General features: G+C 70.1%; 13 protein-coding genes. 2 read left to right on the top strand and 11 right to left on the bottom strand.

What is annotated here, in order from left to right:
- The first annotated feature begins 3 nt into the window (after nt 1-3).
- A complete protein-coding gene (aroC, locus tag ACI6GS_RS18290; RefSeq protein WP_439814898.1) occupies nt 4-1,080 on the top strand; it encodes a chorismate synthase in 1,077 nt (358 codons plus the stop codon).
- Nucleotides 1,081-1,091: 11 nt separating this feature from the next.
- Nucleotides 1,092-1,988 carry a hypothetical protein gene (locus ACI6GS_RS18295; RefSeq protein ID WP_439814899.1) on the top strand — a complete coding sequence of 299 codons (897 nt, stop codon included), beginning with the start codon at nt 1,092-1,094 and terminating at the stop codon, nt 1,986-1,988.
- 3 nt (nt 1,989-1,991) lie between these two features.
- On the opposite strand, the gene ACI6GS_RS18300 is transcribed toward ACI6GS_RS18295, so the two are convergent.
- From ACI6GS_RS18300 to tatC, 11 genes are all read right to left on the bottom strand, one after another.
- The gene (locus ACI6GS_RS18300) at nt 1,992-2,681 is read right to left on the bottom strand and encodes a rhomboid family intramembrane serine protease (protein WP_439814900.1); all 690 of its coding nucleotides are present in this window, start codon (nt 2,679-2,681) and stop codon (nt 1,992-1,994) included.
- Nucleotides 2,682-2,706: 25 nt separating this feature from the next.
- Nucleotides 2,707-3,747: a class I SAM-dependent methyltransferase gene (locus ACI6GS_RS18305; protein ID WP_439814901.1), complete on the bottom strand. Its 1,041-nt coding sequence runs from the start codon at nt 3,745-3,747 to the stop codon at nt 2,707-2,709.
- Nucleotides 3,748-3,758: 11 nt separating this feature from the next.
- Nucleotides 3,759-4,976, bottom strand: a complete 1,218-nt coding sequence (locus tag ACI6GS_RS18310; protein WP_439814902.1) for a class I SAM-dependent RNA methyltransferase — start codon at nt 4,974-4,976, stop codon at nt 3,759-3,761.
- Complete coding sequence (locus ACI6GS_RS18315; protein WP_439814903.1) at nt 4,969-5,718, bottom strand: TlyA family RNA methyltransferase; 750 nt, start codon at nt 5,716-5,718, stop codon at nt 4,969-4,971. The genes ACI6GS_RS18310 and ACI6GS_RS18315 overlap by 8 nt, the downstream gene beginning before the upstream one ends.
- Nucleotides 5,718-7,640, bottom strand: a complete 1,923-nt coding sequence (gene dxs, locus ACI6GS_RS18320) for a 1-deoxy-D-xylulose-5-phosphate synthase (RefSeq protein WP_439814904.1) — start codon at nt 7,638-7,640, stop codon at nt 5,718-5,720. Before dxs ends, ACI6GS_RS18315 begins: the two co-directional genes overlap by 1 nt.
- Nucleotides 7,641-7,660: 20 nt before the next feature.
- The gene (locus tag ACI6GS_RS18325) at nt 7,661-8,566 is read right to left on the bottom strand and encodes a polyprenyl synthetase family protein (protein WP_439814905.1); all 906 of its coding nucleotides are present in this window, start codon (nt 8,564-8,566) and stop codon (nt 7,661-7,663) included.
- Nucleotides 8,556-8,813, bottom strand: coding sequence for an exodeoxyribonuclease VII small subunit (locus tag ACI6GS_RS18330; RefSeq protein WP_439814906.1), 258 nt, complete (start codon nt 8,811-8,813; stop codon nt 8,556-8,558). The genes ACI6GS_RS18325 and ACI6GS_RS18330 overlap by 11 nt, the downstream gene beginning before the upstream one ends.
- 103 nt (nt 8,814-8,916) lie before the next feature.
- Nucleotides 8,917-9,843: a histone deacetylase family protein gene (locus ACI6GS_RS18335; RefSeq protein ID WP_439814907.1), complete on the bottom strand. Its 927-nt coding sequence runs from the start codon at nt 9,841-9,843 to the stop codon at nt 8,917-8,919.
- A 68-nt stretch (nt 9,844-9,911) separates the two neighbouring features.
- A complete protein-coding gene (locus tag ACI6GS_RS18340; RefSeq protein ID WP_439814908.1) occupies nt 9,912-10,961 on the bottom strand; it encodes an MBL fold metallo-hydrolase in 1,050 nt (349 codons plus the stop codon).
- Nucleotides 10,962-11,173: 212 nt separating this feature from the next.
- Nucleotides 11,174-11,395, bottom strand: a complete 222-nt coding sequence (locus tag ACI6GS_RS18345; protein WP_439814909.1) for a Flp family type IVb pilin — start codon at nt 11,393-11,395, stop codon at nt 11,174-11,176.
- 126 nt (nt 11,396-11,521) lie between these two features.
- Nucleotides 11,522-12,325, bottom strand: a complete 804-nt coding sequence (gene tatC / locus ACI6GS_RS18350) for a twin-arginine translocase subunit TatC (protein ID WP_439814910.1) — start codon at nt 12,323-12,325, stop codon at nt 11,522-11,524.
- Nucleotides 12,326-12,329 lie beyond the last annotated feature (4 nt).

Raw genomic sequence — 12,329 nt, forward strand, 5'->3', positions numbered from 1 at the left:
CCCATGTCCCACAACACGTTCGGCCACCTGTTCCGGGTCACGACCTGGGGCGAAAGCCATGGCCCGGCCTTGGGCTGCGTCGTCGATGGCACGCCGCCCCGCCTGCCCCTGACCGAGGCCGACATCCAGCCCTGGCTGGACCGCAGGCGGCCCGGCCAGTCGCGCTTCGTGACCCAGCGGCAGGAGCCGGACGCCGTGCGCATCCTGTCCGGCACCTATGAGGGCCAGACCACCGGCACGCCGATCAGCCTGCTGATCGAGAACGTGGACCATCGGTCCAAGGACTATTCCGACGTCGCGGCCAAGTTCCGCCCCGGCCATGCCGACGTCACCTACCAGGCCAAGTACGGCATCCGCGATCCCCGGGGTGGCGGCCGCTCCTCCGCCCGGGAAACCGCGGCCCGTGTCGCGGCCGGGGCGGTCGCGCGGGCGATCCTGGGCAGCGGCGTGACCATCCGCGGCGCCCTGGTCCAGGTGGGCAGCAGCGTGATCGACCGCAGCCGCTGGGACTGGGACGCTGTCGATCGCAACCCGTTCTTCTGCCCCGATCCCATCGCCGCCCAGGACTGGGAAGGCCTGCTGGATGGCGTGCGCAAGGCCGGCTCCTCGGTCGGCGCGGTGATCGAAGTCGTGGCCAGCGGCGTGCCCGCGGGCCTGGGCGCGCCCCTCTATGGCAAGCTGGACGCCGACCTGGCCGCCGCCCTGATGAGCATCAATGCCGTCAAGGGGGTGGAGATCGGCGACGGCTTTGCCGCGGCCGCCCTGCGCGGCGAGGACAATGCCGACGAGATGCGCATGGCGGGCAATGCGATCGCGTTCGGGTCCAATCATGCCGGTGGCATCCTGGGCGGCATCTCGACCGGGCAGGACGTGGTCGCGCGCTTCGCCGTCAAGCCGACCTCGTCCATCCTGCTGCCGCGCCGGACGGTCACGCGCGACGGCCAGGATGCGGAGGTCCTGACCAAGGGCCGGCACGACCCTTGCGTCGGCATTCGCGCCGTCCCGGTGGGGGAGGCGATGATGGCCTGCGTCCTGGCCGACCACCTGCTCCGCCACCGCGCCCAGGTCGGCACGCTCTAGGGGCACTTGGGATGGCCGGTGCGGACGCGCTGCTCAGGGCCCTGGCCACCCCCCTGCCGCTGAAGCCGCCGGCCAACCTGTGGTGGATGTGGCTGTTCATGGTCGTGTTCGGACTGGTTCTGGGCGGTCTGACCACCTTCCTGGTCGCCAGCGACCTGATCGGTGCCACCCAGGGACAGGTCCTGCGCGACACCGCCGTGCGCCTTGGCCTGGGCGAGCTGGAGGCGCGCCGGCCCGAAACGGCGGCGACCTGCAGCCAGGAAGCACCGGGCGATCACGTCTGCCTGCTGGACCTGCGCTACACCAATGCCTATGGCAACGCCGACAGCTGGACCGCCGTGCTGCGCAGCCCGGTCGCCCTGCCGCCGCGGCCGGAGCTCGATCTCTACCGCGTCCAGGTCGACCGCAACCTGCCCGGCCTGGACCTGGCAAGCCCGACGCTGGGCCAGCGCTGGGCGCTGCACCTGGGCCGCGTGGAATGGCAATGGCTGGTCATCCTGCTCTTTATCCTCTGGACACCGGCTTTGCTGGGCTGGGGCCAATGGCAGCGTCGCCGCCGTCGCGCCATCCTGGAGGACGCCGCCGGTCCGACCGGCCGCCCGGTCCTGGTCGAGCTGAAGCGCCGCCGCTACCGGCCGGCCTTCCGCTTCCAGAACGCGCACATCCCGGAAAAGATCGTCTGGCATTATGAATGGCGCGACCGCATGGGCATGCGGCGGAGGGTCCGCGAGCGTGTCCAGAAGGACCCGCTGCGCCTGGGTCCCGACGGCATGACGGGCGTGGCGCTGGCGACGCGCACGGGCGACACGGTGCTCGTCGAGCACGACCTGGGGCAGTTCACCCTCTCCCCCGATCGGCAGCACGCGGTATGGCAGGCAATGGGCATCGCCCCGCCAGGGACGCGCTGAGGCTCAGCCCCAGGGGCCGCGTCGCCGGGGCATGAACGGCTTGATCAGGGCCAGGCCCGCGACGAAGCCGCCGACATGCGCCAGCCAGGCGACGCGCTCCGCCTCGGCAGCGCCAGTCAGGCCGTCCCACAACTGCATCACGAACCACAGGCCGATCATGGCCCAGGCGGGCACGCGCAGCGGGATGAAGGCCAGCAGCATCCAGATCCGGGCCCGGGGATGCAGCAGGAAATACGCGCCCAGCACGCCCGATATCGCGCCGGAGGCTCCGACCAGGGGTACCGGGCTCGCCGGCTCGGCAACCATCTCGGCCACCGCCGCCAGCACGCCACAGGTCAGATAGAACACGACGAAGCGCAGGCGTCCGATCGTATCCTCGACATTGTTGCCGAAGATCCAGAGGAACAGCATGTTGCCCAGTAGGTGCGCGGTCGAGCCATGCACGAACTGGTAGCTGAACAGCGTCGACCATTCCGGCAGCGGCCGGTTCGCCTCAAGCCAGGTCAGGTCCGCCGGGGTCAGGTCCAGTCCGGTCAGCGCCGCCGGGATCAGGCCGGCCGCCATGGCGGCGCCGTCGTCGCCCTGCGGCCATTGCTGCTGCAGCAGGTAGATCAGGACATTGATGGCGATCAGCGCCCAGGTGACGTGGGGCGAGAAGCGCGTCGGCTGGTCGTCATGAAGCGGCAGCGCCATGCAGGATCCCGGGCGGCGAAAACGGTCAGAGCGGCCGGCGGAAGTGCAGGACCTTGGACAGGAACGCCGTCTCCACCCCCGCCAGGTCCAGCCCCGCGCCGCCGAACAGCGCGCCCAGGTCGGCCCGCGCATAGGTCGCGAAATACGGTTCGTGAAAGGCCGCGGGAAAGAAATGCAGCAGGCCGTCCAGGTCGGGGACGTCGCCGATCTGCAGCGAGTCGACCACGATGACGCTTCCCCCCGGGCGTACCACGCGCGCCAGTTCCGCCGCCACCTGCCCCCGGACGCGTGGCGGCAGCTCGTGGAACAGGTAGATGCAGGTGACGGCGTCCAGCGCCCCATCGGCCAGGGGCAGGTGCTCGGCCTGGGCCTCCACCAGGCTCAGCCAGGCGCGCCCCGCCAGGTGGCGCCGCGCCTCCGCCAGGTAATCGCGCGACAGGTCGACGCCCATCGCCTGGACCCGTGGCCATGTCGCCTTCAGGTCGCCCAGGAAGCGGCCGGTGCCGCAGGCGATGTCGGCCACCCGCGCGCGGCGCAGGTCCAGCGGCTGCAGCGCCTGGCGCAGGGGGACCAGCGCCTGCCGCCGCATGGCATCGGCCAGGCCGGTGAACAGCACTTCGACCTGCTGGTCATAGAGGCGGGCGGAGCGCTCGGACAGGTAGCCGTCGGTCTGGTAGTGGAAATTCTGCAGGTAGTAGCGCGGATAGCGGCCGCGCCGGCCCTCCCCATCCCCGTCCAGCACCTCGTCATGGCCGTGGGTTGCCTGGCGCCGGGTGATGCCCGGCAGGTCGCGAAAAAACCGCACCATGTCGGCCAGGGCCCGGTCCGCCGGCGGCAGCAGGCGTGGCGCGGCATAGGTCCCGTCCTCGACATTCCGCCGGTCCCGGTCCAGCAGCGCCCGCATGTGGCGCAGCAGCACGGCAGAGCCCGGCATGGGCGCGTCGACCGAAACCGCGGCGCGGTGCGGCCGGGTCAGGCGCGCCGCCGCCAGGTACTGCCCGCCATACCAGGCGACGCGTGCCGCCTGGGCCATCCTGTAGCCGATCCGGTCCGCCGCGTTCGCCATCGCGTCCAACCCTATCCGTTGCGCGCGAAACGCGCGACCAGCTCGACATGGGGTGTCATAGGAAACTGGTCGACCGGCACCACCCATTCGAGCTGGTACCCGCCATCGACCAGGATCCTGGCATCGCGGGCAAAGGTCCCGGGATTGCACGACGCCATGGCGACGACCGGCACGGTGCTGGCGGCAAGCTGCTCCACCTGCGCCCGGGCCCCGGCCCGCGGCGGATCCAGCACCACCGCGGCAAAGGCGTTCAGCTCGGCCGCCAGAAGCGGCGCGCGGAACAGGTCGCGCGACCGTGCGGCCAGCGCGCGCCCCTGCGCGGCGGTACGACAGGCGGCGATCGCCTCGCCCTCCGCGTCGAAGGCCTGGACCGACCGGCCCTCCGCCAGCCGCAGGGCAAAGGTGCCGCAGCCGCTGAACAGGTCGGCCACGGGATTGGCGTCGCCCACCGCCGTCCCGACATGCTGCGCCAGCACCGCCTCGCCCTCCGCGCTGGCCTGCAGGAACGCGCCGGGCGCCGGGGCAATGCGTGCCTGGCCCGCCTGCACGACGGGGCGGCGGCGCTCCGCAACCGTCATCGCCGGCCGCCCCCAGGACAGCCGCGCCAGGTCGTGCGCCGCGGCAAAGTCGGACAGCGCCTCCGACCGCTTCAGGTCCAGCTCGGCCGCCACCTCGAGCCACAGGTCGATGCCGCTGTCGCTGGCCAGGACGTGCGCCTGCGCCGCCAGCGCCTTGCGCCCGCCGGGCGGCAGGACGCGGGCCAGCAGGGTGCGCAGGGGCGCCAGCAGCGCCGCCAGCTCCGGCCGCAGGACGGGGCATTCCTCCAGGTCGACAAGGCTGGCGGAGGCGCGTTCGTTGAAGCCCAGCACGATCTTCTCGCGCAGGCGCAGGATCGCGAACGTGGCCCGCCGCCGCCGCCCCGGCGGGATCGAGATCGTGGGAGCGACCACGCCGCCGTCCAGGCCGCGATGGCCCAGCGCCTGCGCCACCAGTTCGCGTTTCCAGGCGGCCTGGTACGCTGCGTCGACGTGCTGGGTGGCGCAGCCGCCGCAGCGGCCGAAATGCCGGCACAGGGGCGCCACGCGGTGCGGCCCCGTCGTCACCAGGCGCGGCACCTGGCCCGCCAGGTCCACGCGATCGCCCGGTGCCATGAAGGGCAGGAAGACCGGCCCCCCCGGCCCCTGGGCGATGCCGTCGCCCTGGGCGCCCAGGTGCGTCACTTCAAGCATCGCGGACACCTGCGATCAGGTACTCGACATTGCCGTCGGCACCGGTGATGGGGCTTTCGGTCGTGCCCAGCACGCGCCAGCCCGGGCGGTTGCCCAGCCAGTCGACGATGCGCGCGCGCGCCGCCTCGCGCAGGCCTGCATCGCGCACGATGCCGCCCTTGCCCACGCCGTCGCGCCCGACCTCGAACTGCGGCTTGATCAGCGCGACCAGGTGGGCGCCCGGTCGGGTCAGGCTCAGGGGCGTGGGCAGCACGGTCTCCAGTCCGATGAAGCTGGCGTCGCAGGTGACGATGTCGACCGGCTCGGCCACCTCGGCCGTGGTCAGGTGGCGCGCATTGGTCTTTTCCAGCACGACGACACGCGGGTCGGTGCGCAGCGACCAGGCCAGCTGCCCCTGCCCCACGTCGACGGCATGAACTCGGGCGGCCCCGCGCGCCAGCAGCACCTCGGTGAAGCCCCCGGTCGACGCCCCGACGTCCAGCGCGACGCGGCCCTGCACCGGCACGGCAAAGGCGTCCAGACCCGCGATCAGCTTCAGCGCCCCGCGGCTGACCCAGGGGTGCTCCGCCCCGCGCACGGTCAGCGCGACGGCGGGGTCCAGCGTGGCGCCCGCCTTGTCCAGGCGGCGCTCGCCGGAGAAGACCTTGCCCGCCAGGATCAGCGCCTGGGCCCGGGTCCGGTTGTCGGCCAGGCCGCGCGCGACCAGCAGGGCGTCCAGCCGCTCGCGCGGGACCTTCGCCATCAGGCCCGGGCGGTCAGGTCCCGCGAATCCTGGCCGAGCGCCACCAGTGCGGTGGCCACGATGTGGCGCGCGTTCAGGCCGGCCTGGTCGTACATGGCAAGGGGTGAATCATGGTCCTGGAACACGTCGGGCAGAACCATCGGCCGCACCTTGCAGCCATGGTCGAGCAGGCCCGACACGGCGAGGAAGTGCAGGACATGGCTGCCAAAGCCGCCGACCGAGCCTTCCTCGATGGTGATCAGCACCTCGTGCTCGCGCGCCAGGCGCCGGATCAGGTCCTCGTCCAGCGGCTTGGCGAAGCGGGCATCCGCGACGGTCGTCGACAGGCCCCGGGCCGCCAGTTCGTCCGCCGCCTTCAGGCATTCCTGAAGCCGCGTGCCCAGCGACAGCAGCGCGACCTTCGAGCCTTCGCGCATCACGCGGCCCTTGCCGATCTCCAGCACGGTGCCCCGCGTCGGCAGGTCCATGCCGACCCCCTCGCCCCGGGGAAAGCGGAAGGCGGACGGCCGGTCGTCGATCGCGGCGGCGGTGGCCACCATGTTCATCAGCTCGACCTCGTCGGCGCAGGCCATGATGACGAAGTTGGGCAGGCAGGCGAGATAGGCGATGTCGAACGACCCGGCATGGGTCGCCCCGTCGGCCCCCACCAGGCCGGCGCGGTCGATGGCGAAGCGCACGGGCAGCTTCTGCAATGCCACGTCGTGCACGACCTGGTCATAGCCGCGCTGCAGGAAGGTCGAATAGATCGCCGTGAACGGACGGAAACCCTCGGTCGCCAGGCCGGCGGCAAAGGTGACGCCATGCTGCTCGGCGATGCCGACGTCGAACGTGCGTTCCGGGAAGCGCTTGCCGAACACGTCCAGGCCGGTGCCCGACGGCATGGCCGCCGTGATGGCCACGATCTTGTCGTCGGTTTCCGCCTCGGCGATCAGGCTGTCGGCGAAGACGCGGGTATAGGCGGGGGCATTGGCCTTCGGCTTGGCCTGGGTGCCGGTGATGACGTCGAACTTGACCACGCCATGGTACTTGTCGGCCGCCGCCTCGGCCGGGGGATAGCCCTTGCCCTTCTGCGTCACGACATGGACCAGGATCGGGCCTTCGTCCGCGTCGCGCACGTTCTTCAGGATCGGCACCAGCGCGTCCAGGTCGTGCCCGTCGATCGGCCCCACATAGTAGAAGCCCATTTCCTCGAACAGGGTGCCGCCACCGGCCACGATGCCCCGGGCATAGGATTCCGCCCGCTTGGCCGTGCGGCCGATCGACTTGGGCAGGTGCTCGGTGATCTGCTTCGCCATGTGGCGCAGCGAGGTATAGGAGTGCGACGACACCAGACGCGCCAGGTAGTGGCTCATCGCCCCGACCGGGGGTGCGATCGACATGTCGTTGTCGTTCAGGATGACGATCAGGCGGCTGTTCAGGTAGCCGGCATTGTTCATCGCCTCGTACGCCATGCCGGCGCTGATCGAGCCGTCGCCGATCACGGCGACCACGTTGTTGTTGCCGCCCGACAGGTCGCGCGCCACCGCCATGCCCAGCCCGGCCGAGATCGAGGTCGAGCTGTGGGCCGCGCCAAAGGGGTCGTACTCGCTCTCGGACCGCTTGGTGAAGCCGGACAGGCCGCCGCCCTGGCGCAGCGTGCGGATGCGGTCGCGCCGGCCGGTCAGGATCTTGTGCGGATAGGCCTGGTGCCCGACGTCCCAGATGATGCGGTCGCGCGGCGTGTCAAAGACGTGGTGCAGGGCGACCGTCAGCTCGACCACGCCCAGGCCCGCCCCCAGGTGTCCGCCGGTGATCGACACCGCGTCGATCGTCTCGGTCCGCAGTTCGTCGGCCAGCTGCCGCAATTGCGACTGCTCCAGCCGACGGACGTCGAACGGATAGTTGACCGTGTCCAGCAGCGGGGTCTTTGAGGATTCGGCCACGATGGTCCTTTCGCTCTCTCTCAGGCCCGGCGGCTCAGGATATGAGCGGCGAGCTGGCGCAGCAGGCGCGCCTTGTCGTCAAAATGGTCGAGATGGGCCACCGCCTGGTCGGCCAGCAGCGCCGCCTGGGTGCGCGCGCGCTCGACCCCCAGGATAGAGACGAAGGTCGCCTTGCCTGCGGCCTCGTCCTTGCCCACGGCCTTGCCGGCCAGGCCGGCATCGCCCTCGACGTCGATCAGGTCGTCGGTGATCTGGAACGCCAGGCCCAGGTCATGGGCATAGTGCTGCAGGGCATGGCGGCAGGTCTCGCTCGCCTTGCCCAGGATGGCGCCGGCCTCGGCGCCGAAGCTGATCAGCGCCCCGGTCTTCAGCTGCTGCAGCCGCGTGATCGCGGCCAGGTCATAGCCCGCCCCGGGTGCGGCCAGGTCGATCATCTGCCCGCCCACCATGCCGCGCGCGCCGGCGGCATGGGCCAGCTTCGCCACCAGTTCGCAGCGCACATGCGGGTCGGGATGGGTATCGGGATCGGCCAGGATGTCGAAGGCAAGCGTCAGCAGGGCATCACCGGCCAGCACGGCCGTCGCCTCGTCGAACGCCTTGTGCACGGTGGGCTTGCCCCGGCGCATGTCGTCGTCGTCCATGCACGGCAGGTCGTCATGGATCAGGGAATAGACGTGCACGCATTCCAGCGCGGCCGCCACGCGCAGCGCCGAATGGCGCAGCACGCCGAACAGGTGGGCCGAGGCCAGGACCAGGAACGGGCGCAGGCGCTTGCCACCGCCCAGCACGGCATAGCGCATCGCCTCCATCACCCGGGCCTCGTGCCCGGTGGGTGCCGGCAGCAGCTGGTTCAGCGTGTGCTCGACCGACTCGACACAGTCGGCCAGGGCCCCCTCCAGGCTCAGGCTCGCGAATTCAGACGACATCGGCGGCGCGCGCCTCGACAGTTCCGTCCGTCCCCAGGACGATGCGTTCGACGCGCGTGCGCGCGGTCTCGAGCTTGGCCTCGCAATGGCGCTTCAGGTGCACGCCGCGGCCATAGATCTCGATCGACTCCTCAAGCTCCACCTTGCCCTCTTCCAGTCGGCGGACGATGTCCTCAAGCGCCTTCAACGCCTGCTCGAAGCTCATCGCCGCAATATCGGCGGGCAGGGAATCAGCCACGCTGCTCATTCAGTGCTCCAAAAGCCGCGGCATCCTAGCAAGTGTGACCCTGCGACGCCACGTCGCCACCCGGGGGCCAGACGCATTGGCGGGAATGCCCGACGCGATGTGACTAGATTGTCATCAATGCCCGGACATGCGCTGCGGCGGAGCGGGCCAGGGCGTGAAGGTCATACCCCCCTTCGAGGCAGGACACAATCCGCCCACCCGCATGCCGTGCCGCAACCGCGCCCAGCATGGCGGTCACCGCTGCATAGTCCCGCTCGTGCAGGCGCAGGTTGGCCATCGGATCGTCCTCGTGCCCGTCGAATCCGGCAGAGATCATGACCAGCTCCGGCCGAAACGCGTCGAGCGCCGGCACGATCTGCTGCTCGAACGCCGCCAGCAGGTCGTCGCCGCCCGCGAACGGCGGCAGCGGCACGTTCAGGACGTTGCCATGGCCCCGCTCGCCCGCACGCCCCGTCCCGGGATAGAGCGGCCATTGATGGGTCGAGGCATAGAAGAAATCAGGCTCCAGAAGGGCCATGTCCTGGCTGCCATTGCCATGATGGACATCGAAGTCGACCACCGCCACGCGCGTGATGCCGTGCACGGCGCGGGCGTGCGCCGCCCCCACCATCACGTTGTTGAACAGGCAAAAGCCCATGGCCCGGCGCGGCGTCGCATGGTGCCCGGGCGGGCGCACCGCGCAGAAGGCATTGCGTGCGGCCCCCGCCATCACGGCGTCGACGCCCGCCACCGCCGCCCCCGCGGCACGCAAGGCAGCCTCTGCCGACTGGGGGCACACCACCGTGTCCTCGTCGATATGGTCCAGCCCATCGCGCGGCAGTGCCGCCAGCAGCGCCTCGACATGGGCGCGGGGATGGACGCGGGACAGCTGCTCAAGCGTCGCCAGCGGCGCCTCGCGGCGCTCCAGATAGGCGAATTCCTCCGCCTCCAGTGCCGCCAGCACCGCCCGCAGGCGGTCGGGGCATTCAGGATGATGCGGGCCGGTCTGATGCGCCAGGCACGCCGAATGGCTCAGCAGGATGGTGCTCACGCGCCAAGGTGCGATCCCGCCCCGCGTTTGGCAAGCGGCCGCAATGCCGCTGCCCTGTCCCCGCCGGCTCAGGCGGCTGCGGTCGCCGGCTGAAGGCTCCGCCAGCGGTCGACGCCGCCGGCGTCGGGCTCGCGCACCACCAGGCCCCGTCCTTCCAGGCAATGCAGGTGGGCCAGGCTCTCGCCGATGGCCAGGCCCACTTCCCGCCCCTCGATCCGCTTCCGGAACAGGATGGAAAAGACGTCCAGCGCCCGCTTGGGCTCCACGCACTGGGCGTGCAGATCGGCCAGGCGGCTCTCGTGCCCCTCGATCAGGCGGGACAGGCGCCAGTGCAGGCCGCGGAACGGCTCGTTGTGCGCGGGCAGGACCAGCGTGTCGTCCGGCACCGTGTCGCGGATGCGTGCCAGCGATTCCAGCCAGTCCTCCAGCGGATTGGCCCCCGGCTCGCTGGGATGGACCGAGACGTTGGACGAGATGCGCGGCAGGACCTGGTCGCCGGCGATGAACAGGCCCCGCGCCGGGCACCACAGGCAGGCGTGCTCGGGCGCATGGCCGCGGCCCACGACCACCTGCCAGTCATCCTCGCCGATGCGAAAGACCTCGCCATCGACCATGCGACGGAAGGCGGTCGGCAGCGGCACCACGCCCCGGGCAAATCCACTCTGCCCGCGCGCGCGGATCGCCTCCAGCATCTCGGGCTCCAGCCCGGCGCGGCGATAGAATTCCAGCACCTCCGCCGGCGGCTCGTCGCGGATGTCCAGTGCCAGCACGCGGCAGAACAGGTATTCCGTCCGCGTCATCCACAGCGGCGCATTCCAGCGGCTGGTCAGCCAGCCGGCCTGGCCGACATGGTCCGGATGATAATGGGTGACGATGACCCGCTTGACCGGCCGCCCGCCCAGGGTCGCGGCAAAGACCTTTTCCCAGTTCTGCTTGGTGTCGCGGCCGCGAATGCCGGTATCGACGATCGTCCAGCCGTCGCCGTCCCGCAGGAGGTACAGGTTGATGTGGTCCAGCGCCATGGGCAGCGGCATGCGCACCCAGTGCACGCCGTCCGCCACCTCGATCGTGGTGCCGGGTTCGGGACGGTCGGGAAACGGATAGATCAGTCCGGCCAAGAGGGTTCACCCTGCCCTGCCGCGAGGCAAACCTGCGAAACCCGGACCAATGCCCGACCGAGGCGACACCTGCGCACTTGAAAGATGACCGGATTGTAGGGGGGGACGCACCCCAGTCAACAGCAGCGGACCGTCAACGATGGTGGGCCGCGCGCCAACGCACGCGGGACGTGCCGGGCCGGCGGCGCCGACCCGATGCCGGGACCTGCCGTTCAGCAGGCGGTGCGGGTGGCAAGAGCCTGGTTGAAGCAATCCGAATTGCGGTCGTGCATGGCGTTGACGTTCCCGCCCAGCGCGGTGACGCCCACGATGATCGCCACCGCGATCATCGCCGCGATCAGGCCGTACTCGATTGCCGTCGCACCGTCCTCGTCGCGGAGGAATGCGACGACACGCCCGGCCACACCCCTTCCGAAGTCCGAAGATGCCGACATCTGCGTTCCTCACAGACTAATCACGGATTTGTGATTGATCATCACATACCGTACACCGGCGCGCAAGCGCTGTTCCACGCTGTGTCGCACGACCTCCCTTAACAAACCGTCAAGGCGAAGGCTGGTTCAGCCGGGGGTGGCGGCCTCGCGGTCGCGCTTCTTCTCGATCATGCGGACGGTCAGGATCGAGATCTCGTAGAGCAGCAGCATGGGCAGGGCCAGGCTGACCTGGCTGATCACGTCGGGCGGGGTCACCACCGCGGCAAAGGCGAACACGCCGACGATCGCGTACTTGCGCACGCGGGCCAGCCCCTCGGACGACACGATACCCGCCCGCCCCAGCAGCGTCAGCACGACCGGCAACTGGAACGACACGCCAAAGGCCAGGATCAGCGCGGTGACCAGCGACAGGTACTCGTTCACCTTGGGCAAGGCCTGCATGTCCTCGGTCTGGAAACTGAGAAAGAAGTGCCAGGCCATGGGAAAGATCAGGTAGTACAGCATCGCCGCACCCAGCAGGAACAGGATGGGCGAGGCGACCAGGAACGGCCAGAAGGCCTGGCGCTCGTTCTTGTACAGGCCAGGCGCCACGAACATGTAGACCTGACTGGCGACGATTGGAAACGACAGAAACAGCGCGCCAAAGAAGGCGACCTTCAGGTAGGTGAAGAAGGCTTCCGTCAGGTCGGTATAGATCATCCGCACCGGCTCCTGCGCCAGCTGCCCCTCGACCACGGGGCGCGCCGATTCCATGGCCGCGAACAGCGGATGGGTCAGGAAGCGATAGATGTCGGCCGAGAAGATGTAGCAGATGACGAACGCGACCAGGATCGCGCTCACGATATAGACCAGGCGGCGGCGCAGCTCGATCAGGTGGTCGAGCAGCGGCGCGCGACTGGCCTCGACCTCGTCTTCGACATTGTCCGTCATCGCT

The sequence above is a fragment of the Zavarzinia sp. CC-PAN008 genome (assembly GCF_051903925.1).
Classification (GTDB): domain Bacteria; phylum Pseudomonadota; class Alphaproteobacteria; order Zavarziniales; family Zavarziniaceae.

Excerpts from the sequence above, each read along its gene's own strand:
- aroC (WP_439814898.1), top strand. The coding sequence starts at position 4 with ATGTCCCACAACACGTTCGGCCACCTGTTCCGGGTCACGACCTGGGGC.
- ACI6GS_RS18295 (WP_439814899.1), top strand. The coding sequence starts at position 1,092 with ATGGCCGGTGCGGACGCGCTGCTCAGGGCCCTGGCCACCCCCCTGCCG.
- ACI6GS_RS18300 (WP_439814900.1), bottom strand. The coding sequence starts at position 2,681 with ATGGCGCTGCCGCTTCATGACGACCAGCCGACGCGCTTCTCGCCCCAC.
- ACI6GS_RS18305 (WP_439814901.1), bottom strand. The coding sequence starts at position 3,747 with ATGGCGAACGCGGCGGACCGGATCGGCTACAGGATGGCCCAGGCGGCA.
- ACI6GS_RS18310 (WP_439814902.1), bottom strand. The coding sequence starts at position 4,976 with ATGCTTGAAGTGACGCACCTGGGCGCCCAGGGCGACGGCATCGCCCAG.
- ACI6GS_RS18315 (WP_439814903.1), bottom strand. The coding sequence starts at position 5,718 with ATGGCGAAGGTCCCGCGCGAGCGGCTGGACGCCCTGCTGGTCGCGCGC.
- ACI6GS_RS18325 (WP_439814905.1), bottom strand. The coding sequence starts at position 8,566 with ATGTCGTCTGAATTCGCGAGCCTGAGCCTGGAGGGGGCCCTGGCCGAC.
- ACI6GS_RS18330 (WP_439814906.1), bottom strand. The coding sequence starts at position 8,813 with ATGAGCAGCGTGGCTGATTCCCTGCCCGCCGATATTGCGGCGATGAGC.
- ACI6GS_RS18345 (WP_439814909.1), bottom strand. The coding sequence starts at position 11,395 with ATGTCGGCATCTTCGGACTTCGGAAGGGGTGTGGCCGGGCGTGTCGTC.
- tatC (WP_439814910.1), bottom strand. The coding sequence starts at position 12,325 with ATGACGGACAATGTCGAAGACGAGGTCGAGGCCAGTCGCGCGCCGCTG.